Raw genomic sequence first — 25971 nt, 5'->3', positions numbered from 1 at the left:
GTGCCTGAACCTTCTTTCTGTCGACTTTCGCGCCGTGATGCTCGGAGTGCTAGGCAACAGGACGGCCGAGACGCGCGTGGAGACGCTTAGCTACTACAGCTTCTCCGACAGCAGTGTTGGCTCGAGATTTGGACCAACAAGCCGCGCTCGGGCCGTGGGAACCTTCCCGGACGGCCAGAGCAGCCTGAAACGGATCAGCTGGACGGCGAGCAGGCACATCGCAGGCAGCCAATGGTCCGCCCGAAAATCCATGATCCGCTCTATGAGGAGCAGACCGCAGCCCTCGCCCGGAGAAAAAGTGCGAACGTTTTCTGGCCCAAAAATCCAAGAGACAGCCCTGCTACCGTCGCCGCATCACAATCACTGCGAGTGCAAACTCACGTGGAGGGGGCGATGACCGCGGCGCTTGAACGCTTGACAGCGTTTCTGTCCGAACTTCGGTTCGAAGACCTACCGAAACCTGTCGTCGCGCAGGCCGAGCGCTGTCTTATCGACTTGCTTGGTACGGCTGCCGCCGGCGTGCTTACTCCTGCATCCCAAATTGCTCGTGACTTCTCGGCCGCGTTTCTCGCCGCCGGTGCTGGAACCTCAGGTGCAAGTCTCTTATTCGACGGGCGTCGTTGCAGCGCGGTCGGTGCATCGCTGGCTGGCGGCATCACAATCGATGCCATTGACGCACATGATGGTCATCGTCTGGTGAAAGGGCATGTCGGGTGCGCCGTGCTTCCGGCGCTTCTCGCGCTGATTCAGGACCTGGTCGTGACGCCCACCGGCCGCGAGTTTCTCACGCTGTTGGTGCAAGGCTACGAGATCGGCACCCGCGCGGGGATTGTACAGCATGCGAGCACCTGCGATTTCCATTCATCGGGATCCTGGAACTCCATAGCCTGCGCCGCCCTGGGAGCGCGCCTGATGCATCTGGGCCATGAGAAGCTTCGGCATGCACTTGGGATTGCTGAGTACTACGGTCCGCGCAGTCCCATGATGCGCATGGTGGCTCATCCGACCATGGTGAAGGACGGTTCCGGCTGGGGCGCAATGGTTGGTGTCTCTGCCGCGTACCTTGCGCGGCAGGGATTTTCTGGCGCCCCGGCGACCATCATCGAGAGCGAGGAGGCGGCAGCGCTTTGGGATGATCTGGGCGTGCGCTGGCGCATCGAGGAGCAGTATTTCAAGCCATATCCCGTCTGCCGTTGGGCGCATCCGGCGATCGATGCCGCGCTCGATCTGAAGCGCCGGCACGCGCTTACGCCACAACAGATCGAGCGGGTTGAGATCCGAACATTTGCCGCGGCCGTCGCCCTCGGCTCGCGGGTGCCGACCGAGACCGATGCCGCACAGTATTCCACAGCCTTCCCCGTCGCCGCAGCGCTGGCCCACGGGCAGGTGGGCACCGAAGAAATCACCGGACGTGGTTTGAGCGACCCGCTCACCGCCGCCCTGCAAAAGCGCATTGTACTGGTAGAACACGGACCCTACAGCAACGTGTTTCCGGCGGAGCGATGGGCTGAGGTCGTCATCAGCACGACGGACGGACGCCGGCTAGCTTCAGGTCCAGCGACACCACGCGGCGACCCGGAATGTCCGCTCCGGACCGATGAGTTACGTTCGAAGTATCGCGCCCTGGCTAGCACTTCGCTTGAGACCGGCAGAATGACACGTATCGAAGATGCTGTGTTCAGGCTCGCCGACGGGACAAGTGGATTGTGCGAGCTACTCCAGGAGCTTTTTCGTCCACCAGACTGCCAACCACAGCTAAGCTAGGGACGTCGTGCTATAGCTCGTCCCACCATGGGCTTTCCAAGCACTGCCGTCATTAGACTTGCCGGACTGGTGAGACCCGTGGCAGCGTTGGCCTGAGGCGATCAGCCGTAACCGCGCCCGAGGCATGGGTGGCGCAACTCGTCCGCTTTCCTTCTCAATGGCATCGAGCGGGCGATCTGCCTGGGAGCTCGTCGCGACCGGAACGAGCCATTCGTCCGTTCTTCGCGTTGCCTTGCCGACTTCGAGTTGGGTGAAGGCGCTGGAGGACTGCGTCGCCTCGGTTATCCCCTGGATTGCGGGCCAAATCGCCCGCCTTCGCACCCGCCTCTCCTCGCATTCGCGGGCAAACCGCAAATCATCGATGGCGGCGGATGTCAAAAAAGTGGCTGAACGTGTCAACGCGATCCTAATCGCGCGGTCTAAGCTGAGCCGATGGAGCTCGTGTAAACTGGTTTGCGAGCGCCGTCGTTTTTTAGATCGCTTTGCTGGAGAATGCTTGATGTTGGGTGCCCCTCACTACAAACTGTTTGGTCGGGTTGCGGTCATCTATCTAGACAATCCTCCGCTGAATGCGATCACTGCCATTGCTCGTGCTCGATTGAAAGTTTTGATCGACCAGTTTGCGACGCGCAAAGACATCGATGCGATCATTCTGAGGGGCGCAGGACCGGAATTCTCTTCTGGAACCGACATTTCAAGATCCTCAGAGAAGGTAGATTTTGGCGGCTTGCAGGAACTGATTACCACGATCAAGACGTCCGCGGTCCCCGTTGTCGCGGCTCTTGAGGGGCGCGCCATTGGGGAGGCTCTGTCCATAGCGCTCGCCTGCCACGCGCGCGTTGCCACACCGAGCGTACAGCTTGCGTTTCCCGAGGCGACATGGGGGCTTGTTCCTTTAGGTGCCGCCGCTCTTCATCTGAGTGAATTGGCAGGATTGCAATGCGCCCTTGAAATGATCGTCGGGGGGAAGAACATTACCGGAAATGCCGCGCACGCGCTCGGAGTGGTTGATGAACTGGTCAGCAGCCGTGAAGCGTTGGTGGATGAGGCAATTCGGGTCGGGACGGATCGCAGTCCGAGGCGTTCAAAAAGCCCAACTGAGAAAAGCCGGCAGGAAATCATTGAGGATTTCAAGCAATCGTTTCCAGCTTCCTTGAAGGCACCGGCTGGGAAACTGGCTATGGAATGCGTTCTAGGAGCCCAGTCAGCTTCCCTTGAAGAAAACATCGCCATTGAAAACGGACACAACGAAAAGCTGCTCGCGGAAGCCGAGACAATAGCACTATTACATGCAAGCAGGGTCGAGCTTGCAACTGATCTGCCTCATTTCCGGTCTGGTGCCGAGACCTTAAGTCTTCCGAGATGCGTTGCAGTGGTTGGCTTCGGCTTCATGGGTCGCGGAATTGCAATCAGCTTTGCGACAGGCGGCGTGAAGGTGTTGGTTCACGATCAAGCTGGAGATCGGCTAGCTGGGGGCCTTGAGGCCGTTGGTGCGTCGTTGAAATCCATGGTTAGGCGTGGTCGCATATCCCAGGAGCAGGGCGACACGGCACGCAACAATATCATAGCAATTGGCGATATGAAGGCGCTAGAAGAGGCCGATCTGGTTGTCGAAGCGGTGTCCGAAGACCTTGAACTAAAGAAAACGATCTTCGCCAAGCTAGACAGTATATGTCCAGACCACGCCGTTTTGGTCACCAACACGTCATCGCTCGATATTGACGAGATTGCAGCTGCAACAGGGCGGTCAAAAAAGATTGCAGGGATGCATTTCTTCAGTCCTGCTCATCTCCTGAAGCTGGTTGAAATAATTCCAGGCAGGGAGACAGCGGAAGGGACTATCGAGCAGTTGAGAGCTGTCGCCAAGCACATTGGTAAGATCGGGGTGGTCGTCGGCAACCAGTTCGCTTTCGTAGCCAACAAGCTACTTGCCGGGTACCAACGCGAAGCACTCTTTTTGTTGGAAGAGGGCGCCCTTCCGGAACAGGTCGACAGAGTGCTTCAAGAGTTCGGGTTCGCGATGGGGCCATTCGTGATGAACGACATGGCCGGAAATGATATCAGCTATCATGTAAGGCAGGCGGCGTCATACCCGGCCGGAATGCGTTATCCGCACGTCGCGGACCGGATCTACGAAGCTGGCCGCTATGGTCAGAAAACAAACAAGGGTTGGTACCGATATGAGCCGGGACAGCGCGAGGCGCATCCGGACATCGAGGTCGCCGCGTTGATCGAGTCGACTTCCTCCGAACTAAGGTTCAAGAGACGGAACATCTCCGATGACGAGATACTGCAAAGATGCCTGCTGCCTGTGGTCAACGACGCCGCCTGGCTGCTCGGTGACGGCATTGCGAGGAGTTCCGGCGATATCGATGTAGTTTGGATGAATGGGCTGGGCTTTCCACGTCGCAAGGGAGGTCCGATGTTCTGGGCCGATCATTTGGGCCCAAAACGAGTCTACGACCAGGTCATCGAACTTAGAGAAGAACACGGCCCGGTGGTATGGGAACCTGCCCCTCTACTGGCATTCCTTGCCAAGAGCGGCATGAGATTTGCGGATGTCAGGTGAAAGATGCGAACTGTAGCTATCGTTTCAACAGCTCGGACTCCTGTAGGCAGAGCTTACAAAGGAGCGCTGCGCGCGGTTCATCCCGTTTCGCTGGCTGCGCACGCTATTTTTCACGCTGTAGCGCGTGCTGGAATTGAACCCGGTCGAGTCGAAGACGCGATCATTGGATGCGCACTGCCTGAAGCCGCCGCAGGACGAAATATTGCGCGCCTGTCGTCACTTCGCGCAGGCCTGCCGACGTCGGTTGCAGCTGCAACTGTAAACCGAGAGTGTGCCTCCGGGCTGCAGGCAATCGCTCAGGTTGCTCATCGCATCGCATGTGGCGAGATTGACGTCGGTATTGCAGGGGGGGTGGACTCAGTTAGCATTGTGGATAACGAGCAGATACGCAAAGGCTGGATTCCCGAGCCATGGCTCAAAACCCACAAGCCCGAAATCTACATGCCCATGCTCCAGACCGCTGAAGTCGTCGCTCAGCGATACGGGATCAAACGAGAAGATCAGGACGCGTATGCGGCGCAAAGCCAACGTCGAGCTTCGGCCGCGCGGGAAGGGGGTCTATTCAGCAGCGAGATCGCGCCGATCACCATAGATGACGAACTGGACCCTGCAGGTTCGGCAATCATCGAGAGAGATGAAGGCATCCGGCCTGGCACAACCGAGCAAACCTTGAGCGGACTTAAGCCGATCCTCGGAAGTGAGTACACGATTACGGCCGGAAACGCCTGCCAGATGTCCGATGGCGCATCAGCATGCGTTCTAGCTGACGCAGATTACGCGGTGCGATCGGGGCTGCCTATTCTGGGCATTTTTCGGGGATACTCGGTCGTGGGATGCGAGCCGGACGAGATGGGATTAGGACCGACATTGGCAGTGCCGCCACTGCTTAGGAAGGCGGGAGTTGCAACCAGCGATATCGACCTATGGGAGCTTAACGAGGCCTTCGCTGCCCAGGTACTCCCCTGTCAGCATCGATTGGAGATTCCCTCTGAACGATTAAACGTGAATGGTGGCGCGATTGCCCTTGGACATCCATACGGGATGACGGGCGCCCGTCTGACTGGCCACGGACTTATTGAGTTGTCCCGAAGAGCTGGCAAATACCTTGTCGTCACAATGTGTGTGGGTGGCGGTATGGGGGCGGGCGCACTGTTTGAAGCAGGGAGTGGTCGCGATGCCTGAAAGAATTGACCTTCTTGACCCATTTGCCTCAATCGACATTCCGGTCAGGGAATGGGTGAACAACGGAATGGCCTGGGTCACCTCACACTATCGTGAGATGTTCCAGTCTATCAAGGTTCCGTTTCAGCTTCTTCTCAACGCCGTGGAACAAGCATTGCATAGCTGTCCGCCAACTGTTTTGCTCGTGGTTGTCGGGTTAGTCGCGTGGCAGACAGGTGGGGCTGGCGTGGCGGTAGCGGTGGTTATGCCGTTGATTGTGATCGGCCTCATCGGCGCGTGGATAGAGGCGATGACGACGCTATCACTCGTCGTAAGTTGCGTTCTCGCATGTCTTATCATCGGCATTCCTCTCGGAATCCTCATGTCGCGTAGTGAAAAGGTCCAAGCCGGCATGAGGCCTGTTTTGGATCTCATGCAAACGATCCCTTCATTCGTTTATCTGGTGCCAGTTGTGATGCTGTTTGGCATTGGCAAGGTCCCGGGTGCGATCGTTACGATGATATATGCGCTGCCCCCGGTGATCAGACTGACCAACTTTGGCATTCGTGAGGTCAGTCACGATCTGGTTGAAGCCGCTCGTGCGTTCGGAGCGAATGATTGGCAGGTCCTGTTTAAGGTTCAGTTGCCCCAGGCGCGGCCGGCCATAATGACTGGCGTCAATCAGACAATCATGCTTGCCCTGTCGATGGTGGTTGTTTCTTCGATGATCTCTGTTCCAGGGCTGGGGCAACTCGTGTTGAGCGGTATAGGCCGCTTAGATCTCGGCCAAGCAACCGTTGGGGGTTTTGGAATTGTGATGCTGGCGATTGCGATCGACCGCCTATCACAGTCGTTTGCGCAGACTACCAGACAGCGTGTTGGCGCCACAGGGCCAGGATCGCGGCCTCTGGCGATCCTGAGCTTCCTGTTTCGTGGAAGAAAATGAACAACAATAAGCAGATCTCAAGGAGGATGAAATGATCACGTCAGTTTTGAAAAAATTGGCAACCGCCGTTGCGGTGTTCACCGTCGCGCTCGCACCTGGCGTCTTGGCTCGAGATCTCCCAGGAAAAGGGATAGTAGTTCGACAGATTAAAGGCGAAGATTACACCTCGGTGTTCCAACACCTGATCGTTCAGCATGGGCTAGAAGCACTCGGCTATACGGTTGAGGAGCCTCAGATCGCGAACTATCCCACAATTCACATCGCTGTAGCTAACGGCGATGTCGATTACACGGTGCACCATTGGCAGCCCCTTCATGACGCGTTCTTCGAGAATGCTGGTGGCAAGAAGGTGATGACGCGAATAGGAAACTTCACGCCCAACGTGAAACAGGGTTATCTTATCGACAAACGCACAGCTGACAAATACAGCATATCGAACTTCGGGCAGCTCTCTGACCCGAAGCTTGCAGCACTTTTCGATAGTGACGGTGACGGGAAGGCCAATCTCGTGGGATGCAACCCCGGTTGGGGATGCGAGCGGATAATTGAACACCATCTGACGACCTATAAATTGCGGGATACAATTCATCATGATCAGGGCGAGTACTTTGCCTTGGTGGCTGATATGCTGGAACGGTACAAGAATGGTCAATCAATTTTGTATTATACGTGGTCGCCAAATTGGCTCAATAATCGCCTGAAGCCTGGAACCGATGTCGTTTGGCTAAACGTGCCCTTCTCGGCAAGCCCTGATGACCCGAACGCGAACACGGAATCTCCAGACGGAACGAACACTGGGTTTGCTCCTAATACTATCCGAGTGCTCGCGAACAATAAGTTTTTGGAAAAAAATCCCGCGGCCAACAAGTTTTTCGAACTGGCCACGGTGCCAGTGGCGGACATTGAAGCTGAGAACAGCTTGATCGAAGAGGGCGAAAAGTCACCCGAAGATATTGAGCGCCACACTCAAGACTGGATCAAGGCGCACCGTGCCACATTTGACGGTTGGGTAAACGAGGCCTTGAAAGCGGCTAAGCCGTAGAAGGGTATATTGCGAACGCTTCATCTTCACGCCTGGATCAGGATTTCGAAATTGTCAGTCAAGAAGATTGAGTTCAAAAATGTCTGGAAGATCTACGCGGCGCGCGAAGGCGATGCGCTGGAGGAGATAAAACGATCACGTCTTTCCGGTGCCCCGGCACCCCCATATGTCGTGGGCGTCGAAGACGTTAGCTTCGACATAAATCAAGGTGAGATATTTTGTATAATCGGCCTATCCGGAAGTGGGAAGTCCACTCTGCTGCGCCATATCAATGGCCTGATCAAGCCTACCGCCGGAGAAATCGTTATCGATGGGGCGTCAATTAACGATTTGAGCGAGGCACGTTTGCTGCAGTTGCGCTCGAGAAAGATAGGCATGGTGTTCCAGCATGTTGCACTACTACCAAACCGAACTGTGACGGAGAACGTGGCGCTGGGACTAGAAATTCGGGGGGTCAAGAAGACTGAGCGACGTCAGCTGGCCCAAGAGGCGCTAGAAAGAGTCCAACTGCCAGAGTGGGGGACTTTTTATCCCGACGAGTTGTCCGGTGGGATGCAGCAGCGGGTGGGTCTAGCGCGCGCCTTGGTAACAGATCCGGAAATTCTGCTGATGGACGAACCGTTCAGCGCGTTGGATCCCATTATCAGAAGGCAGCTACAGGATCAGTTCATAGAGATCTCGGCAAAAGCGACAAAAACGACCGTATTCATAACTCACGACATCGAGGAAGCCGCGCGATTAGGTGATCGCATTGCGATCATGAACAAAGGAAAGGTGGAACAGATCGGCACGCCGCAGGACATTCTACTGAGACCTGCGACACCTTACGTTCGAGAATTCGTAAGCCATGTCACCCTCTTGGATAAGTTGGTTGCCGGTGACATCATGCAATCAACCTCGGAGACCGTCGATTCCTTAAATGTCGCCTGTGACGGCGGTTCTATCGACGCCCAAACGCCAGTGGCGGAGGTCATACGGAGGGGTATCTCTGGAACTGGAACGCTTCTCGTTTCGAGAGGCGGTACGAACGTCGGCATGATTGCTCGTGAGGATATCCTGACATTTCTCACAATGCGTCCAGACAGGGACCGTTAAGCGGTCACTGGATGTGGTTTGCATGGCCTCCTAGCTTAGCTAGCTGTGAGCCATCGCATCAAAAGGCGTTCGCTAAGAGTTAATTAATCACGCCGACGAGAGCCGACCTGTGCGACCTCAGGCATTGGCGACCGCCTGTTCTCGCCAATGCACTCGGTATGCCTTTGGGGGCATACCCGTCCAGCGTGTGAAAGCTCGAACAAATGCGCTGACCTCCGAGTAGCCCAAGATCATGGCGATGTCGGCAAGACCGTAATCAGATTTCTCCAGTAGATCGGTCGAGACGGCTTTCCGCTTGGCGTCGACTAAATCACGCAGCATTAGTCCCTGTTCGTCCAGGCGACGTTGAAGCGTTCGTGTGGTCATGCCCAGCTGCTTAGCAATCCAGTCGATTCGGGGAGCCCTACCCAGTAGCACAGCTTGGTCAATCTGCGCGCCTACCAGCGAACCCAGATCAGCAGAGTAGGCATCTCGTGATATAAGGCTCTCAGCCTGGTCCCGCAGAATGCCCAACAACCGCGGGTCTGCGTTGGCAACAGGATGTTCCAACACCCTGCTGTCGAAAACAATCGAACTGGAGCCCTGTTCGAAATGAACTGGCGATTGAAAAACCTCCCTGTAATCCTCGATAGCGGCCAAGGGACTATGCTTGAACTGCACGCGAATCGGGCGCCAGGTACGGCTTGATAGCGTGCGTATTATCTGCATGCCCCAGGCGAGCGCCAGTTCAACATCCTGTCTGCATTCGGCGACGCCGGGGGCGATCACTGCATAAGTCAACTCCGCAGTCCCGTCGGGTCCTCTAATGAGGTCGAATCGACAACCGTCGGCACGAAGTTTGAAATACCGCACAAATGTCCGTAGAGCGTCTCCCACATCCTTCGAGTTCAGCATCATGTAGCCGATGATCTCAAGGTCATAAATACTATAGGTGCGGCCGAGGTTAAGGCCAAACGCCGGCTCGGAAATTTCTCGCGCAGCAAACTCCATAAGAGCGATACACTCGCAAAGGAATACACGCTTACCGTCAACTTGAAATTTCGAAAGGTCAAAGCCAGTACGCGCATCACGTGCTGGGATCGCAACGCCGTGATCGCGCATATGGGCCAAGACCGGTTTGCAGACGCGCATTGGAATAGTGGGCAGCTTCAGAACCGCGGTCGTCATGATGTACTCCTAGGTGTCGACAACGACCCCTGTTGGCGGGCACTATCGAAAATGTGGCATGAAATGTCAATGTGCGTGTGGCTCAGCATGGCTATGTTGGCTATAAGAAATTGCCCCTCAAGGAGAATTCCGAAGTGCCCTCCAACCACTGGCTAAAGCCATTGCTTGAACCTCGTTCCGCCGTGATTATCGGCGCTTCGGCAACTGAAGGAAGCCTAGGCAGAAGCGCAGTTGACCACATGGTTGAGCGTGGGTACCGCGGGCGACTCTACGCCGTAAACAGCAAGTATAAGAAGATCGGAAATGTCGACTGCTTCAGCGCGGTATCTGAACTGCCAGAGGCGCCAGACCTGGCGGTAGTTGCGGTCAATCAGAGACTGTTGGAGCAAGTTCTCTCGGAATGTGTAACGCTTGGCGTGCGAGCTGCCGTCATATTCGCGGACTGTGGTAATCAGGAGCAACGCGATCGTCTGGCCCGTATCGCCGCGGAAGCGAGAATGCCGATCTGCGGCGGTAACGGGATGGGGTTTCAGAACTTCACCAACAGCACGCATGCAACGTTTAGCTCCTGTCCTGTTACCAAGGCCGCGCCTGGAAATGTTTCATTGATCGCCCATTCCGGGTCTGTCATTCAAGCGCTAGCCACTGATCTAACGCGTCTTAGGTACAATTTAACCGTGTCGTCCGGCCAGGAACTCAATACCACATTGGCGGACTACTTAGATTATGCGCTGGAGTTGCCATCGACCAAAGCAGTTGCATTGTTTATCGAGACGGTCCGTGACCCCGCACGCTTCGTGGAAGCGCTAGAAAAGGCCGCTAGCAAGCGCATACCGATTGTCGCGCTCAAGGTCGGCCGGACGGCAAAGAGCGCCGCTATGGCCATCAGTCATAGTGGAGCGGTCGTCGGCGACGCGTCGACCTATGAAGCGCTCTTCGACCGTTACAATGTGATCTCGGTCAAGACACTCGATGAGTTGGCGGCGACAGCCCAGTTACTCGCGCACGTCAAGGACGCCAATTCAGGTGGGCTCTGCGTGGCGATGGATTCTGGCGGGCTGCGCGAACTCATGGTTGATATCGCAGAAGACAAGGGCGCCACTTTCGCTGAACTTAGTAAGTCCACGCTGGCCCAACTGCAGGACCAGTTGGACGACGGTATGATCGCGGAGAACCCACTGGATGCATGGGGTAGCCGTACCGACGCCAAAGCACATTTTGCGCGTTGTTTAGAGTTGATGATGCGTGATCCCAACAGCGCATTTGGCGCTATTGCAACCGAGGCAGGGGACGCCTTTCAATTTGGGACCGTCTATGCCGAGATCGTGGCTGAGACGCAGCGGTTGACCGGAAAACCGATGTTTATGATGAGCAGCTTTTCGGGGATTGCAAACTCTAAGATAGCTACGCGATTGTTGGATTGCGACGTTCCTCTCATCAGCGGGGTCGATTGCGCGATGACGGCGGTGAAGGCCGTCGACACCTTTAAAGCGCGACTAGAAAATGCCGCGAGGGAGGTCGGCTTCTCGGTCCCACAATCAGCTCTTGAAAATGCTAAAGCCCTGCTCGCGCAGCCGGGTTCCGATGGTGAGAAGATTGGCCTGTCGGTATTGCAGGCTTTTGATATTCCGGTGGTGGCAAACCACGAGTGCGAGAATCTGCAGGAAGTGCTGACCGCAGTCGACATGACGGGTTTTCCTGTGGTGTTGAAGACTGCGATGCCGGGTATCTATCATAAGTCCGACGTCGGTGGCGTTTCGCTGAATCTGGACAGCGTTACTCGGGTGACTGAAGCCTACAAGGATTTAGCGCAGCGTCTGGGACCAAAGGTGATGGTCCAGAGGATGAGCCCCTCCGGCGTTGAGATGAGCTTTGGCATGGTTGTCGATCCTCAGTTCGGCGCGCTGGTAACCGTCTCTCCGGGAGGGAAATGGATCGAGTTGTTTGCCGACCGGCAGATTGCGCTGGCGCCCTTTGGCGAGGAGCGCGCACTAGAGCTGATCGACCGCCTCAAGATTCGACCAATATTCGACGGCCGTCGTGGCGAGAAACCGTATGATGTCCATGCACTGGCCCGAGCATTCTCGAAATTCTCTAATATGGCTGATGCGCTGAAAGACGAGCTTGCTGAGTTCGATGTGAATCCTGTGATTATTACTGACGCTGAGGTGATTGCGGTAGACGCGCTGCCGGTTAGAGCCGCCATCAAGAATCTACATACGAAGCACTGATCAGAAGGCTGCCGCTATGACCGCACTAGTTAGCACTCAGCGCCACGGACAGATACTTGTTGTCACGATCGACAACCCGCCGGCGAATGCCATCTCTCGCCGTACGAGCCGAGAAATTTATGCTGCGTTCGCGGCGTTTCAGGAAGACGAAGACCTACGAGTGGCAATCCTCACAGGCGCCGGGGACCGCATCTTCAGCGGCGGTTGGGACTTGAAGGAGTCCGATGAAAGCCTAACCGCTGACCTCTATTACGACACGCAGGTCGGCAACGGCCCTGGGGGGTTCGGTGGCATTGCGGAGTTCTGGGGCCTGACAAAGCCAGTAATAGCCGCTGTCAACGGCGCCGCGGCGGGAGGAGGCTTCGAAATCACGCTCGCGTGCGATATGATCGTAGCGGCCGAGCATGCGCGCTTCCTTCTCCCCGAGACGCGGATCGGGCTTTTGCCGATGGCGGGCGGCATTCAGAACCTGCATCGCCGGATACCGTACAATATTGCAATGCACCTCATGATGACCGGCGAGCCGATCTCGGCGTCTGAGGCTGCTCGATTGGGCCTTGTGAACGAGGTTGTTCCCCGGGGAGAGGCTCTGGCAGCGGCGATGCGCCATGCCGAGAAGATCTGCGAATCTGCCCCGCTCGCCATTGAAGGTCTCAAAGAAGTTATGCGCTATACATCGCACCTCTCTGCAAGGGACGGGTTCGCAGCGGTGAGAAACCCGCCAGGTGAATTGAAAAAGTACAAAGCTATAGCGAACTCTGAAGATAGCCTCGAAGGACCCCGGGCCTTCATGGAAAAGCGTAAGCCCCAGTGGAGGGGCAGGTAAATCACTAGAGATATATTCAGCGGCACAACCTCCTAGGTACAGTGACTGGCGTTTGAATGCGGGTTGGTGAGTGGGGACACAGCCGATGGACGCTTCTCGATATGACGGGCGCAGCTTGCATATCCAACTGACTTTGTTGGTGACAAGATGAACGACGCACGACTCCTAGATATTGAGCTTTTCCAGCATTTTGCTGACGAGCATGTCCGGTTCTGTGATACCGACGCTCTCGGTCATGTGAACGTCGGTGTATACTCGTCCTATTTTGCCGCTGGCAGGGCAATATTCGATACGATGCTGGCTTCCGACGACTACATACTGCCGATAGCGCGGATCGCCATGGACCTGCGAGCAGAGATAAAGTATCCAAACAAGATCGTTGTGGGATCATTGTTACTCCAGACTGGCAGATCATCATTTCTTGTGGGCCAAGGTTTATGGATCGAAGGTAAGCCAATGGCTACAGCTGAAGTCACTCACGTGCTGGTCGATCGCAAAAATGGTCGCAGCACGCCGCTTCCCGAACCCTTCCTCCATAAGTTGAGATCACTGGGACCGGTGTGTGCCGAAGGCTAAGAGCCTGCTTGGAACGCTCTACTGGGCCAAGCTGCTTAGTTTCTCCCCCAGGATTCTTCGGTCAGACTGATCCGGAGCCTCTTCGCGGCCGCGCCGTTTTCGTCGAGTGGCGGGGCCTATGCCAAAGTGGGCCTGGAAAGCGCGTGAGAAATGACTACGGTTGGAAAAGCCAGTGGCAAGCGCCACCTCGACGAGCGGAAGGTTGGACTGCTGCAGAATCTCGTCGGCCTTCTCCAACCGCAGAGACCGATAGAACTGCATCACGCTCTGTCCAAGCTGGTTTTTTGTCAGCCGCTCCAATTGCCGCGCCCCGATACCGCTCAGATGAGCCAGATCTTCCAGCTTTAGCGGGTCCGCGATATGGCTCGTCATCAATTGTACCATGGCGACCAGAGCGGGATGGTGCAGATCATACCTGCGCACCGGGTCCAATTGCTGCGGCGCCTCTGCCTGCCGGATGCCGGTATGGATGAACCAATCGCTGACCGCGCGGGCCAATTCCACACCGTGATCTGAAGCGATCAGGGCGTGGGCCATGTCCAGGGGAGCCATGCCGCCGGCGCAGGTAAAGCGGTCGCGATCGATGACGAAGAGGCGGCGTTCGATCAGCGCCTCAGGATAGACCTCGCGCATTGCATCGATGTGTTGCCAGTGGATGGTAAACCGGCGTGACGACATAACACCCGCCGCGGCCAGGATTGCCGCCCCGCCTGAGATTCCGCCCAAAGGCACTCCCGACCGGGCGAGACGGCGTAGCCACGCCAGGATCCTGTCGTCCCGATAGGTGAGCGGGTTGCCGCCGGCGACGACGAAGAGAATATCGAAATCAGTGCCTGCTTCTGAAACAGGTTCGGTTTCGAACGCGCCCGAGACGGAACTGCGCATCCACCCGCCTTTGGCCGAGATGAAGTTCAGATCGTAAAGGGTCCGCCCGCTAAGCAGGTTGGCGGCGCGCAGCGGCTCGACCGCGGCGGCCGCGGACATCAGGGCATAGCCTTCGATCAGCAGGAAACCGTATCGCTGCGCGCTGCCGTGATTCCCGTCAATCATCCTGTTGAAAATCCTATCGTCCACATCGTTCGCACATGTCCGGCAAAAGCACACATGTGTCAATTTTGAAAACACCTCGCTGCCCTTGCCGTGACATAGTCTCGGCAGTCCAAGGAGTCCTTGATATGAAGTTTTCCGGCTTCCGCGTCTTTGCTGAAGCGCTCAAGGGTCACACCGGGTGGCGGCCGCTCTGGCGCAATCCCGATCCAAAGCCTTCCTACGACTATTTGATTGTCGGCGGAGGCGGCCACGGCTTGGCCACAGCGTATTATCTGGCCAAGACCTTCGGACGATCGCGTATCGCCGTGCTGGAGAAAGGTTGGCTCGGATCCGGGAATGTCGGGCGGAACACGACGATCATCCGCTCGAACTACCTGCTTGCCGGCAATGAGCCCTTCTATGAGTTCTCGATGAAGCTCTGGGAAGGACTGGAGCAGGAGCTCAACTTCAACGCAATGGTTTCCCAGCGCGGCATCATCAACCTTTTTCATACGGATGCGCAGCGCGATGCCTTTCGCCGCCGCGGCAATGCCATGATGCTGGCGGGGGCGGGCGCACGGCTGCTGGGTCGGGAGGAACTGCGCGCCATGGTTCCGTTCCTGAATTACGACAACGCGCGCTTCCCGATCAAAGGCGGCCTGATGCAGGCGCGTGCCGGCACCGCGCGGCACGACGGCGTGGCCTGGGGCTATGCCCGCGGCGCCGACAGCCACGGCGTGGACCTGATCCAGAATTGCGAGGTGACCGGTTTCCGGCTCGATCGCGGCAAGGTGCGTGGCGTGGAGACATCGCGTGGCTATATCGCCGCCGACAAGGTCGGGGTGGCGGTGGCGGGCTCCTCGAGCCGGGTCATGGCAATGGCTGGAATGCGGCTTCCGATCGAAAGCCACGTCTTGCAGGCCTTCGTCACGGAGGGGCTCAAACCCACCATTCCCGGTGTGATCACGTTCGGGGCAGGCCATTTCTACATCAGCCAGTCCGACAAGGGCGGGCTTGTCTTCGGCGGCGATATTGACGGCTACAATTCCTATGCCCAACGCGGAAACCTGCCGGTGGTGGAGGACGTCGTCGAAGGCGGTATGGCGCTGATGCCCATGATCGGGCGGGCGAGGCTCCTGCGCATGTGGGGGGGTGTGGTGGACATGTCGATGGACGGCTCGCCGATCATCGACCGCACGCAAATTGAGGGCCTCTATCTCAACGGCGGCTGGTGCTATGGCGGCTTCAAGGCGACGCCTGCCAGCGGTTACGCCTTCGCCCATCTTCTTGCCACCGGCGCATCGCACGAGACCGCGCGCGCCTATCGTATCGAGCGGTTCGCACGCGGCCATGTGGTTGACGAGCGCGGCGCCGGTGCCCAGCCCAATCTCCACTGAGGCGGTTCAATGCTGATCACCCATCCACTTCTGGGCCTGCGCGATGCGCAGGAATTCACCTATCTGGGCGACGCGCGGCTCATCGACCGTCCAGCCCCCTCCGCGCCCGATGCCGAGGCGGCTTTTTGCGATTACGTCTTCCTGCGCGACAACCCGGCGGGCGTGCACCGCGAACTGTGGTACCACGAGCACGGCGACCGGTCATGGCTGGTGGTGACGCGCGACACGGTCACCCATGAAGTCCTCGGTGCGGAACTGGCCCGCAATGTGGCCCTTGCGCGGACGAGGTGCAGCAAATGACACGGCTAGCCGGAGGGCTGATTGATCGCTCGCAGACCCTGAACTTCACCTTCGACGGGCAACGGTATCATGGCCATGCCGGCGACACGCTCGCCTCTGCGCTGCTGGCCAATGGCGTTCGTCTGATGGGCCGCAGCTTCAAGTATCACCGCCCGCGCGGGGTTCTCTCGGCCGGTTCGGAGGAACCGAACGCTTTAGTCGAACTGCGAACGGGGGCGCGGCGGGAGCCCAACACGCGCGCGACGACGGTGGAATTGTTCGACGGTCTGGAGGCTCGAAGCCAGAACCGCTGGCCCTCGCTCGGCTTTGACGCGTTGGCGGTGAACGACCTGCTGTCGCCTTTCTTCACAGCCGGCTTCTACTACAAGACCTTCATGTGGCCGAAAGCCTTCTGGGAAAAGCTCTACGAACCGGTGATCCGCAGGGCGGCAGGCCTCGGGCGCCTTTCAATGCAGGTCGATCCCGATGTCTATGACAAGGGCTTCCTGCATTGCGATCTCTTGGTCATCGGCGGGGGGGCGGCCGGGCTTGCTGCGGCGCTGACGGCGGCGCGCTCCGGCGCACGTGTGATTTTGGCCGACGAGGATTTCCGCCTGGGCGGGCGGCTTCTGTCCGAGACGAGAACGTTGGACGGAGCGCAAGCCAGCGACTGGATCTCAGCGTTGGAGGCTGAATTTGAGAGCCTGCCGAACATTCGCGTGATGCGTCGCACCACGGTTTTCGGGGTCTATGATCACGGCATCTATGGCGCTGTGGAAAGCGTTTCCGATCATCTCCCGGAGGTGAGCGGGCGTGTGCGCCAGACACTCTGGCGTATTACGGCGAAACGCGCGGTCCTGGCGGCGGGCGCGACAGAGCGCCCGATCGCTTTTGCCGACAATGACCGTCCGGGAATCATGCTGGCCGGCGCGATGCGGGCTTACGCCAATCGCTGGGCGGCATGCCCGTCCGAGACGGTCGCCGTCTTTACCAATAACGATGACGGTCATCACACCGCGCGCGATCTGGCCGCCAAGGGTGTCCAGATCGCCGCCGTCATCGACGCGCGCCCCGAGGCGAAGGCTCGCGGTGACTACCGACTGATCGCGGGGGGCATGGTGACTGGCTCACGCGGCCGGCTTGGCCTGAAGTCGATCGAGGTTCAGGCAAACGGGAGGTCCGAATCAATCGAGTGCGGCGCGCTTGGGGTCTCTGGCGGCTGGAACCCGAATGTGCATCTCTTTTCGCATCATCGCGGTCGGCCTGTTTGGAATGAACCGCTGCAGGCGTTCCTGCCTGGAGAGGATGGGCCTGTAGGGTTAATTCCGGCAGGTGCGGCGGCGGGCCATTTTTCCACCGCCGACGCCTTGCGTTCCGGCGCGCGAGCCGCACAGCGTGCGATGGACGAACTTGGAATCGCGGCATCGTTGCCCGATTTGCCGCGCGCCGAGGAGGCAGACTACACGGTTGCGCCCGTCTTCCATGTACCGGGCAAGAAGCGCGCCTGGGTCGATTTCCAGAATGACGTGACGGTGAAGGACATCAAGCTGGCCCATGCCGAGAACATGCGGCCGGTAGAGCATTTGAAACGCTACACGACTCTGGGCATGGCGACGGACCAAGGCAAAACGTCAAATGTGACCGGTCTTGCCGTGATGGCGGAGCTGACCGGGAGGTCGATCCCAAAAATTGGAACAACGATTTTCCGCCCACCTTACACTCCAGTGACGCTCTCGGTCCTGGGCGGCGGCGATACAGGGCGGCATTTCCGACCGCGCCGCCTCACACCCACCCATCACTGGGCCGAGGCGCAGGGTGCGGTGTTCGTCGAGGTCGGGCAGTGGATGCGCGCGCAATATTTCCCGCGTCCGGGCGAAACGCATTGGCGCCACAGCGTGGACCGCGAGGCCAGGGCCGTGCGCGGCGCAGTGGGCCTGTGCGATGTGACGACGCTCGGCAAGATCGATGTCCAGGGTGCCGACGCGGGCGAGTTTCTCAACCGGCTCTACTGCAACATGATGGCCACACTGAAAGTCGGCCGGGTCCGCTACGGGCTTATGCTGCGCGAAGACGGATTTGCCTATGACGACGGCACCTGCGCGCGGCTGGCCGAGGATCATTGTGTGGTCACCACGACGACCGCAAACGCCGGTCTGGTCTATCGCAACATGGAATTCGCGCGGCAATGCCTGTGGCCGGAACTCGACGTCCAGCTCATCTCCACGACCGATGCCTGGGCGCAGATTGCCGTCGCCGGGCCGAAGTCGCGCGCTCTGCTCGCCCGCATCGTTGACCGGTTCGACCTGTCGAACGAGGCTTTCCCCTTTATGGCCTGCACGGAGCTCACCGTCTGCGACGGCCTGCGCGCGCGGCTCTTCCGCATCTCCTTCTCGGGCGAACTTGCCTACGAAATTGCGGTTCCCGCACGCTACGGCCACGCATTGATCGAGCGGCTGATGGAACTGGGAGCCGATCTCGGAGCGACGCCCTACGGCACCGAGGCATTGGGGGTCCTGCGGATCGAGAAGGGACACGCCGCCGGCCCTGAGTTGAACGGACAGGCGACGGCCCTCATGGTCGGGCTTGGCAGTATGGTATCGCAGAAGAAGGATTCCGTCGGCGCCGTGATGTCGCGGCGCGAGGGCCTTGCCGGCGACAGGCGACGCCTGGTCGGGCTGCGGCCCGTCGATCCTGCCGGGAATGTGGTCAGCGGCTCGCATCTTTTTGCGGAAGGCGCACCGAGGAAATTCGACACCGATCAGGGTTGGACCACGTCGGCTTGTTACAGTCCGCATGTCGGCTCGATGATCGGGCTCGGTTTCCTAGAGAACGGCGATGAACGGCTGGGCGAGGTGATCGTGGCTGCGAACCCGCTCGAAGGCGAAAGCTCGCGCCTGCGCGTCGTGCCGGCGCATTTTGTCGATCCTGAAGGAGCACGTCTTCGTGAGTGACCTGAGACCCATCACCGCGCTCGGTGCCGCACTACCACGCCTCGCATCGTTCGGGGCGTTGGAGATCCGTGAGAACGGGGGTCTGGCGCTTGCCTCCATGGCGCTGCGCCGCGGAACCGTTGAGCCCACGCCGTTCGGCCTCGCTCTTCCCGGACCAGGCCGCTGGATTGCAGGGCAGGGGGTTGCCGCGCTGTGGACCGGGCTGGATCAGTGGATGATCGAGGCGGAAGGCCGCGCCGAGCTGGATTTTGCCGCCGAGCTCAAGCAACTCGCCCCTGGCTGCTCGGTGACCGAGCAGACCGATGGCTGGGTCGCGTTCGAGATCGTTTCGCGAGCCGGCACAGGGCCTATCGATGCACTGCTGTCGAAGCTCGTTAACGTCGATCTCGCGGATTTTGGCCCGGGCTGCGCGACGCGCACCGGGCTTGAGCATATGAGCTGTTTCGTCATCCGCCGCAGCGAGGCTCATATCGCCGTGCTGGGCGCGCGCTCGTCGGCCGGATCGCTCTGGCACGCACTGGAAACGGCGGCGAAGCGGCTAGAGGAAAGGTAACATGACCGCTCAGATCATCGACGGCAAAGAGTCCGCGGCGCAGCTACGGTCGAGCGTTGCTGGGGATGTGGCCTGGCTCAAGGAGGAACACGGCATTACGCCGGGCCTGGCAGTGGTTCTGGTAGGCGGCGATCCGGCGTCGGAAGTCTATGTGCGCAACAAAGGACGGCAGACTATCGAAGCTGGCATGAGCAGCGTTGAACACAAGCTGCCCACCGAAACATCTCAGGCCGATCTGCTTGCTCTAATCGAGCAGCTGAATTCCGATCCGGATATTCATGGTGTCCTTGTCCAGCTCCCTCTACCCAGTCATCTGAACGCCGATCTGGTGATCAATGCGATCGATCCAGCAAAAGATGTCGACGGGTTTCACATTTCGAATGTCGGGCTTCTGGGCACGGGACAAAATGCGATGGTGCCATGTACCCCATTGGGTTGCCTGATGTTGCTGCGAAGCCATCTCGGCGATCTCTCTGGGCTTGAAGCCGTGGTCGTGGGGCGCTCGAACATCGTCGGAAAACCGATGGCGCAACTCCTGCTCAATGACAGCTGCACCGTAACCATTGCTCATTCGCGTACACGCGATCTGGCATCATTCTGCCGTCGAGCCGACATTCTTGTCGCTGCCGTCGGCCGCCCCGAGATGATCCCCGGCGACTGGATCAAGCCGGGCGCTACAGTGATCGATGTGGGCATCAATCGGATCGCGCGGGATGGCAAGCAACAACTGGTGGGCGACGTGGATTTTGGAAGCGCGGCGGAGGTAGCGGGAGCGATAACGCCAGTGCCGGGAGGTGTCGGTCCCATGACCATCGCCTGTCTTCTCGCCAACACGGTTACCGCCTGCTGCCGTGCTTATAGGCTGTCCGAGCCCGAGGGCCTCACCTTATGAGCCGCGTGCAATCCGGCACTCTCCCTGACAGGCCCGAATGGATCTCTTCCGCACACACGAGCAAGCTCCCTATGGACAAATACTACCTGACCGTCACCTGCAGGTCCAAGCGCGGGATCGTCGCTGCCATCGCCGGCTACCTCGCCGGCAGCGGCTGCAACATCACGGACAGCTCGCAGTTCGACGATACGCAGACCGGCAACTTCTTCATGCGTGTGAGCTTTATCTCTGAAGAAGGCGCTGGCCTCGACGCGCTGCGCAACGGCTTTGCTGACACCGCCGAGACGTTCGCAATGGACTTCGCCTTCCATGACGAGAGCCAGAAGATGAGGGTGATAATCATGGTCTCGCGCTTCGGCCATTGTCTCAATGACCTTCTGTATCGCTGGCGTATCGGAGCGTTGCCGGTCAATATCGTGGCGGTGATCTCGAACCATTTGGACTACCAAAAGCTGGTCGTGAACCATGACATTCCGTTCCACTACGTCAAAGTTACGAAGGAGAATAAGAGGGGAGCCGAAGCGCAGCAGATGCGCATCCTCGAGGAGACCGGCGCGGAGCTGGTCGTGCTCGCCCGGTACATGCAGGTGCTATCGAATGAGATGTCCGAGAAGATGTCCGGCCGCATCATCAACATCCATCACTCCTTCCTGCCGTCATTCAAAGGAGCGAACCCCTACAAGCAGGCTTTTGAACGCGGGGTGAAGCTGATCGGCGCGACCTCGCATTATGTGACCGCCGATCTCGACGAGGGGCCGATCATCGAACAGGACACGGTTCGCGTCACCCACGCCCAGAGCCCGTCAGACTACGTCTCGCTCGGGCGCGACGTCGAAAGCCAGGTTCTCGCACGTGCCATTCACGCGCACATCCATCGCCGTGTCTTCCTCAACGGGAATAAGACGGTGGTCTTCCCCGCTTCGCCTGGCTCCTATGCCTCAGAACGAATGGGATGATGCAGCGGCGCCCGGCGTTAGCGGAAGTGCTTCGGACCAACCATTCGACCTTGGCCGCTGCATTTTTCGCACTTGACGGACCGTCTCGCTTTCGCAGCTCGAACAGAATGGCGGTTGCCAGCGATCTCTGGGTTGCAGGGCAGCAATGACCCTTTGCTGCCCATCAGCTCAATCCGGCTTCTCTCCGGGTCGCCGAGCGAAAGAGCTCGCGAGCGTTTCGCGAGCGATGACGAAGCCCATCCGATACTGTTTCCACACCGCGCCCGCGCTAAGGATGGCGCGCGGGTGCTCAGAGGTTGCAGTTGGGTTCTTCGCCGATCTCCATGGCGCCATCGTTTGCGCAGACAGGCCGCCGCTCGGCTGCGGAATCTTCCGATTACGCGTTTCCATCTCTGCACGACCTCGCGCAGGCAATCAACCAAACGCAGGTTCCCCCTAAAGACGCAAAGAGAACGCAGGAATCCGATACCGTTCTCGACGAAATTGCGGAAAATAAGCAACTGAAGGCGGCATAATTCCAGTGGAGGTACATGAGTCATTCCGGCCGCACAGCTTATTGAGAGCGGCAGCCATCGAAGCGACTCCACCAAGAGGCATACAGTTGTGGAATTCATGCGCCTGAAAAAGTTTCGTCGATGTGGCGGGGGGCGGCAGCCTCGACAAGGCGGCGATGGGATTGCATGTAGCGCAACCGCATTATCAAGAACGCCACGTATCATCTGGAGTCGCGCTATGATTACCGAGCATATGCCATCGGCCAAGCGAAGGCTGCCCGAATTGCGTAAGTATCTTTGATGAACCAGCAGCGCCATCGAAGAATGGATCGCAGCCGTTCATTAGAACTTGGCATATGCGAGCTGAATTTGGCGCAAGCGGCCGACGCTCAATTTCGGTGACCCAAGGTGAATTGACAGCGGCATTTAACCAGGGTCTGGCGCGCTCTCGCGAAAGTTTCCAGAGTCTCAGCACAAATAACATCATTATGAGCAGGTAGTGCGATGTCGACGCAGATCCTTGTCAGTGACCCGAAGAGCCTCGAAGCCCTGAAATGGCGCTGCATCGGACCCGCCAGAGGCGGCCGCGTTGTGGCGGTCGCAGGCGATCCTACCGATCCAATGGTGTTCTACTTTGGCGCCTGTGCGGGCGGGGTGTGGAAGACAACCGACGGCGGCGTTTATTGGCGTTGCGTGTCCGACGGTTTCTTCACGAGTGCCAGCGTCGGCGCGCTCGCGGTTGCCCCCTCCGACTCGAATGTCATCTATGCCGGTACGGGCGAGACAACGATCCGCGTCGACGTCTCTTACGGCGATGGCGTCTATAGATCGACCGATGCCGGCCGCAGTTGGGTTCATCTGGGGCTGAAAAAGACCCGCCATATCGGCAAGATCTGCATACATCCGCTCGACCCGGACATCGTCTTTGTCGCGGCGCTGGGCGACGCGTTCGGGTCAAATGAGGAAAGAGGCGTGTTCCGCTCCAAGGACGGCGGCAAGACCTGGCAGAAGGTCCTCTACCGCAATCCTGACGCCGGCGCCGTCGATATTTCGATGGATCCCAGCAATCCGCGCATCCTCTTTGCCACGACTTGGGAGACGCGGCGCAGTTTCTGGAACCTGAACAGCGGTGGGCCGGGGAGCGGACTCTTCCGGTCGCTTGACGGCGGCGACACCTGGGAGGAACTGTCCGGTCGCAATGGCCTACCGGGCGGGGTGCTCGGCAAGCTTGGGGTCTCCGTCTCGCAGGCGCAGCGCGGGCGCGTCTACGCGCTCATCGAGGCGGAGGGCGACAAGATCGGGCTCTACCGCACTGACGACTACGGAGACCGCTGGATCCATGTCTCGCAAAACCGCGATCTGATCCATCGCCCTTGGTACTACACCCACGTCTTCGCCGACACCGGACATGCCGATACGGTCTATGTGAACAACTTGCAAATGTGGAAGTCGACCGATGGCGGGGCGAACTTCACCAACTTGACGACGCCTTACAGCGACAACCACGCTCTCTGGATCGACCCAGCCAATCCCAAGCGGATAATCCAAGGCAACGACGGCGGCGCCTGCATCACCTTCAACGGTGGCAGGACCTGGTCGTCGATCTACAATCAGATGACGGCACAGTTCTATCGCATCGATGTTGACGATCGGCACCCCTATCGGGTCTACGCTACCCAGCAGGACAACACCGCGATCTCAGTCCCGAGCGCCGCGGAAACGGGCGTCATCACCCTGGGCGACTGCGCCTATCCGGGGACCGGCGAGAGCGGCTTCATCGCTGTCGATCCTGAGGACCCCGACATCGTCTATTGCGGCGCGACCGGCTCGAGCCCAGGCGGCTGTGGAGCTCTGCAACGCTACGACCACCGTACCCGGCAGATTCGCGTCGTCAGTGTCTGGCCAGAAAAAACGAGTGGCATGGCGCCGAAGAACATGCGGTACCGCTTCGCCTGGACCTTTCCGATCACCTTCTCGCCGCATGATCCGAAGACGCTGTATACCGGAGGCAATCACGTCTTCCGCAGCCGCGACGAAGGATCGAGCTGGACGGCGATCTCGCCCGATCTCAGCCTTAACGATCCGGCTAGACAGGATTACTCGGGCGGCGTCTTGACCCACGACAACTCCGGCGCGGAGGTGCATGCGACGTGCGCATCGGTCGTCGAATCCCGGCATCGCAAGGGGGAGATCTGGGCGTCTACCGATGATGGCCTCGTCCATGTGACGCGGAACGACGGGATCGAGTGGAGGAACGTCACGCCTGACGCCATGCCCGAACTCGCCTATGTCGGCTGCGTCGAGCTATCGTCGCATGACGCTAACACCGTCTATGTAGCGGCCACGCGCTACAAGCTCGCCGACTATCAACCCTATCTCTTCCGCACCAGGGACGGCGGCCAGAGTTGGCGGTCGATCGTCGGCGACTTCCCCAAGGGCGAGATCACCCGTGTGGTGCGCGCCGACCCGGTGCGGTCGGGCCTGCTCTTCGTCGGCACGGAAACCGGAGTCTTCTTCAGTCTCGACGACGGCGCGCACTGGTCGCGTCTGGCCGGGGGCTTGCCCGTGGTCCCGGTCTACGATCTCAAGATTAAGGGAAGCGATCTGGTCGCCGGCACCCATGGCCGATCCTTCTGGATCCTCGACGACATTACGCCTTTGCGCGAGCTGGCCGTCGATCAGAAAGCTGCGAGGCTGATGAGCCCGCGCCCCACAGTCCGGACCAGGCTCCGGTACGGAGCCCGGAAAGGCTCCAATGCCGGCATGAGCTACAGTCCGTCTTTCGGCATCGGTGCCGGCACAGAGGACGTGGAGCTGGAGGGTGGACGCAGCCATCGCCACTATCTCGACTGCGGCGAAAACCCGCCGATCGGAGCGATCGTCTATTATTGGCTGCTTGAGGATGCGGAGGGTCCGGTCAAGCTCACTTTCCAGGACGCCACGGGCAAGACCATCGTCGATTTCTCGAGCGACGACCAAGAAGCGTCCTTCGATAAGAAGCCAGGCACGAAGGCCGGCCTCAACCGTTTCGTTTGGGACCTCAGGCATCGCGGACCGTCCAAGCTCGACAAATCGCTGATAACTCGGAAGTACGAGCCTCTCGCGGTGGAGGACGAGGATCCGAGCGGCCCGGCGGTGGTACCCGGCAGCTATAAGGTTGTGCTGCAGGCGGACGGAAAGAGTCAGACGGCCGGTCTCACCGTCGTTAAGGATCCCCGCATAGCGACGACTGACAAGGACTTCGTCGAGCAGTTCGCGCTCTTAGAAGAGCTGTTCGGCAAGGTCTCATCGCTCAATCAGGCGGTCAATCGGATCCGGCTCCTAAAGCGTCAACTCGCGGATCTCCAGAAGCGGCTCGGCGGCAGTGACAAATCGCTCGGGGAGCGCACGCAGGCACTGTTCGGGCGGCTCGAGGCGATCGAGGGAACGCTGGTCGACATCAAGCGGGAGACGCCGCGCGACAGCGACGACCGTAATCCTGCTGGCTGGCATGATAAGCTGATCGACCTCGTCACCGTAGTCGAAATCGGCGATGCTGCGCCAACCGTGCAGGCCCGTCATGTTTCCGATGAGATCATGTCGAAGGTCGACAGCGAGATCAAAAAACTGAATGGGCTCGTCAAGGACGAGGTCACTGCGCTCAACGCCGCGCTCAAGAGCGCTGGCTTCGAGCTGCTCGGGACCGGGGACGCCTAGGTGCCCGCGAGGAAACACATATAGCTGAGTGAGCCTTCATGCCAAGGAGAAGACAGAGATGAATTTTATCGAGCGAATATTCGGCGTGGCTCCTGACGGGGGCGACGGCACGACCGAGATACTCTATATCGCGGCCGTGCTTGCCGTCCTAGCGATGGTGATCGCCCGCAGTTGGCTCCGCAGACGCGCGGCAGCGCGGCGCCGCTAGTCTTTTAGTTGGGCTAAAGCGTGTCGCGATTAATTAGCCTCATATCCGGCAGCCTTGAAGAAGTTTCTGCATTCAGCTGGCTCGAACAGGTGGCAGATATCGCCGAGAGCCTGGCAGAGTGCGTCGAAGGTTCTGGCCG

The 25971-nt window shown here is 58.9% G+C and carries 20 protein-coding genes and 1 pseudogene; 18 read left to right on the top strand and 3 right to left on the bottom strand.

Features of this window, described 5'->3' with window-relative positions:
• Positions 1-393: 393 nt before the first annotated feature.
• The 6 genes from EN850_RS32405 (at position 394) to EN850_RS32380 (ending at position 8577) form a co-directional block, all read left to right on the top strand.
• The gene (locus EN850_RS32405) at positions 394-1764 is read left to right on the top strand and encodes an MmgE/PrpD family protein (RefSeq protein WP_127310879.1); all 1371 of its coding nucleotides are present in this window, start codon (positions 394-396) and stop codon (positions 1762-1764) included.
• Between the two features lie 250 nt (positions 1765-2014).
• Positions 2015-4333 carry a 3-hydroxyacyl-CoA dehydrogenase NAD-binding domain-containing protein gene (locus EN850_RS32400; protein ID WP_164761556.1) on the top strand — a complete coding sequence of 773 codons (2319 nt, stop codon included), beginning with the start codon at positions 2015-2017 and terminating at the stop codon, positions 4331-4333.
• A 3-nt stretch (positions 4334-4336) separates the two neighbouring features.
• Positions 4337-5515 (top strand): acetyl-CoA C-acyltransferase, encoded by a 1179-nt coding sequence (locus tag EN850_RS32395; protein WP_127310877.1) that lies wholly within the window; start codon positions 4337-4339, stop codon positions 5513-5515.
• Entirely contained in the window at positions 5508-6440 is a 933-nt protein-coding gene (locus EN850_RS32390; protein WP_127310876.1) for an ABC transporter permease subunit, read from the top strand. The genes EN850_RS32395 and EN850_RS32390 overlap by 8 nt, the downstream gene beginning before the upstream one ends.
• A 31-nt stretch (positions 6441-6471) precedes the next feature.
• Positions 6472-7482 (top strand): glycine betaine/L-proline ABC transporter substrate-binding protein ProX, encoded by a 1011-nt coding sequence (gene proX, locus EN850_RS32385; RefSeq protein ID WP_127310875.1) that lies wholly within the window; start codon positions 6472-6474, stop codon positions 7480-7482.
• 51 nt (positions 7483-7533) lie between these two features.
• Positions 7534-8577 carry a betaine/proline/choline family ABC transporter ATP-binding protein gene (locus tag EN850_RS32380; protein ID WP_127310874.1) on the top strand — a complete coding sequence of 348 codons (1044 nt, stop codon included), beginning with the start codon at positions 7534-7536 and terminating at the stop codon, positions 8575-8577.
• 117 nt (positions 8578-8694) lie between these two features.
• On the opposite strand, the gene EN850_RS32375 is transcribed toward EN850_RS32380, so the two are convergent.
• Positions 8695-9744, bottom strand: coding sequence for an AraC family transcriptional regulator (locus EN850_RS32375; RefSeq protein WP_127310873.1), 1050 nt, complete (start codon positions 9742-9744; stop codon positions 8695-8697).
• 71 nt (positions 9745-9815) lie between these two features.
• Between EN850_RS32375 and EN850_RS32370 the strand changes: the two genes are divergently transcribed.
• The 3 genes from EN850_RS32370 to EN850_RS32360 all read left to right on the top strand — a co-directional run bounded on the left by EN850_RS32370 (position 9816) and on the right by EN850_RS32360 (position 13377).
• Entirely contained in the window at positions 9816-11975 is a 2160-nt protein-coding gene (locus tag EN850_RS32370) for an acetate--CoA ligase family protein (protein WP_127318120.1), read from the top strand.
• A 16-nt stretch (positions 11976-11991) separates the two neighbouring features.
• On the top strand, positions 11992-12801 hold the full coding sequence (locus tag EN850_RS32365; RefSeq protein WP_127310023.1) for an enoyl-CoA hydratase-related protein: 810 nt from the start codon (positions 11992-11994) through the stop codon (positions 12799-12801).
• A gap of 147 nt (positions 12802-12948) precedes the next feature.
• Positions 12949-13377 carry a thioesterase family protein gene (locus EN850_RS32360; RefSeq protein WP_127310022.1) on the top strand — a complete coding sequence of 143 codons (429 nt, stop codon included), beginning with the start codon at positions 12949-12951 and terminating at the stop codon, positions 13375-13377.
• 18 nt (positions 13378-13395) lie between these two features.
• On the opposite strand, the gene EN850_RS32355 is transcribed toward EN850_RS32360, so the two are convergent.
• The gene (locus EN850_RS32355; RefSeq protein WP_206523013.1) at positions 13396-14427 is read right to left on the bottom strand and encodes a GlxA family transcriptional regulator; all 1032 of its coding nucleotides are present in this window, start codon (positions 14425-14427) and stop codon (positions 13396-13398) included.
• 125 nt (positions 14428-14552) lie between these two features.
• Here EN850_RS32355 and EN850_RS32350 point away from each other — a divergent pair, with 125 nt between their 5' ends.
• The 9 genes from EN850_RS32350 (at position 14553) to EN850_RS36605 (ending at position 25832) form a co-directional block, all read left to right on the top strand.
• A complete protein-coding gene (locus EN850_RS32350) occupies positions 14553-15803 on the top strand; it encodes a sarcosine oxidase subunit beta family protein (protein WP_127310026.1) in 1251 nt (416 codons plus the stop codon).
• Between the two features lie 9 nt (positions 15804-15812).
• Complete coding sequence (locus EN850_RS32345; protein ID WP_127310021.1) at positions 15813-16103, top strand: sarcosine oxidase subunit delta; 291 nt, start codon at positions 15813-15815, stop codon at positions 16101-16103.
• Positions 16100-19033, top strand: a complete 2934-nt coding sequence (locus EN850_RS32340) for a sarcosine oxidase subunit alpha family protein (protein ID WP_136092907.1) — start codon at positions 16100-16102, stop codon at positions 19031-19033. The genes EN850_RS32345 and EN850_RS32340 overlap by 4 nt, the downstream gene beginning before the upstream one ends.
• Complete coding sequence (locus EN850_RS32335) at positions 18999-19586, top strand: sarcosine oxidase subunit gamma (protein WP_245463533.1); 588 nt, start codon at positions 18999-19001, stop codon at positions 19584-19586. The genes EN850_RS32340 and EN850_RS32335 overlap by 35 nt, the downstream gene beginning before the upstream one ends.
• A 1-nt stretch (position 19587) precedes the next feature.
• Positions 19588-20478 carry a bifunctional methylenetetrahydrofolate dehydrogenase/methenyltetrahydrofolate cyclohydrolase FolD gene (folD, locus tag EN850_RS32330; RefSeq protein WP_127310019.1) on the top strand — a complete coding sequence of 297 codons (891 nt, stop codon included), beginning with the start codon at positions 19588-19590 and terminating at the stop codon, positions 20476-20478.
• 71 nt (positions 20479-20549) lie between these two features.
• The gene (gene purU, locus EN850_RS32325) at positions 20550-21434 is read left to right on the top strand and encodes a formyltetrahydrofolate deformylase (RefSeq protein WP_127310018.1); all 885 of its coding nucleotides are present in this window, start codon (positions 20550-20552) and stop codon (positions 21432-21434) included.
• 302 nt (positions 21435-21736) lie between these two features.
• Positions 21737-21949 (top strand): hypothetical protein, encoded by a 213-nt coding sequence (locus tag EN850_RS32320; protein WP_127310017.1) that lies wholly within the window; start codon positions 21737-21739, stop codon positions 21947-21949.
• Positions 21950-22432: 483 nt separating this feature from the next.
• A complete protein-coding gene (locus tag EN850_RS32315) occupies positions 22433-25624 on the top strand; it encodes a sialidase family protein (RefSeq protein WP_127310016.1) in 3192 nt (1063 codons plus the stop codon).
• Between the two features lie 58 nt (positions 25625-25682).
• The gene (locus EN850_RS36605; protein WP_164761537.1) at positions 25683-25832 is read left to right on the top strand and encodes a hypothetical protein; all 150 of its coding nucleotides are present in this window, start codon (positions 25683-25685) and stop codon (positions 25830-25832) included.
• A 29-nt stretch (positions 25833-25861) separates the two neighbouring features.
• Here EN850_RS36605 and EN850_RS37475 read toward each other — a convergent pair.
• Positions 25862-25971: pseudogene (locus EN850_RS37475) on the bottom strand (IS630 family transposase); the annotation flags it as partial.

Source organism: Mesorhizobium sp. M8A.F.Ca.ET.207.01.1.1 (assembly GCF_004794715.1).
GTDB lineage: Bacteria > Pseudomonadota > Alphaproteobacteria > Rhizobiales > Rhizobiaceae > Mesorhizobium.
This window is presented reverse-complemented; position numbering and strand designations above follow the sequence as displayed.

Bases quoted from the DNA above. Each gene is read 5' to 3' on its own strand.
- EN850_RS32405 (WP_127310879.1), top strand. From the start codon at position 394: ATGACCGCGGCGCTTGAACGCTTGACAGCGTTTCTGTCCGAACTTCGG.
- EN850_RS32395 (WP_127310877.1), top strand. From the start codon at position 4,337: ATGCGAACTGTAGCTATCGTTTCAACAGCTCGGACTCCTGTAGGCAGA.
- EN850_RS32390 (WP_127310876.1), top strand. From the start codon at position 5,508: ATGCCTGAAAGAATTGACCTTCTTGACCCATTTGCCTCAATCGACATT.
- proX (WP_127310875.1), top strand. From the start codon at position 6,472: ATGATCACGTCAGTTTTGAAAAAATTGGCAACCGCCGTTGCGGTGTTC.
- EN850_RS32375 (WP_127310873.1), bottom strand. From the start codon at position 9,744: ATGACGACCGCGGTTCTGAAGCTGCCCACTATTCCAATGCGCGTCTGC.
- EN850_RS32365 (WP_127310023.1), top strand. From the start codon at position 11,992: ATGACCGCACTAGTTAGCACTCAGCGCCACGGACAGATACTTGTTGTC.
- EN850_RS32360 (WP_127310022.1), top strand. From the start codon at position 12,949: ATGAACGACGCACGACTCCTAGATATTGAGCTTTTCCAGCATTTTGCT.
- EN850_RS32355 (WP_206523013.1), bottom strand. From the start codon at position 14,427: ATGATTGACGGGAATCACGGCAGCGCGCAGCGATACGGTTTCCTGCTG.
- EN850_RS32350 (WP_127310026.1), top strand. From the start codon at position 14,553: ATGAAGTTTTCCGGCTTCCGCGTCTTTGCTGAAGCGCTCAAGGGTCAC.
- EN850_RS32345 (WP_127310021.1), top strand. From the start codon at position 15,813: ATGCTGATCACCCATCCACTTCTGGGCCTGCGCGATGCGCAGGAATTC.
- EN850_RS32340 (WP_136092907.1), top strand. From the start codon at position 16,100: ATGACACGGCTAGCCGGAGGGCTGATTGATCGCTCGCAGACCCTGAAC.
- folD (WP_127310019.1), top strand. From the start codon at position 19,588: ATGACCGCTCAGATCATCGACGGCAAAGAGTCCGCGGCGCAGCTACGG.
- purU (WP_127310018.1), top strand. From the start codon at position 20,550: ATGGACAAATACTACCTGACCGTCACCTGCAGGTCCAAGCGCGGGATC.
- EN850_RS32315 (WP_127310016.1), top strand. From the start codon at position 22,433: ATGTCGACGCAGATCCTTGTCAGTGACCCGAAGAGCCTCGAAGCCCTG.
- EN850_RS36605 (WP_164761537.1), top strand. From the start codon at position 25,683: ATGAATTTTATCGAGCGAATATTCGGCGTGGCTCCTGACGGGGGCGAC.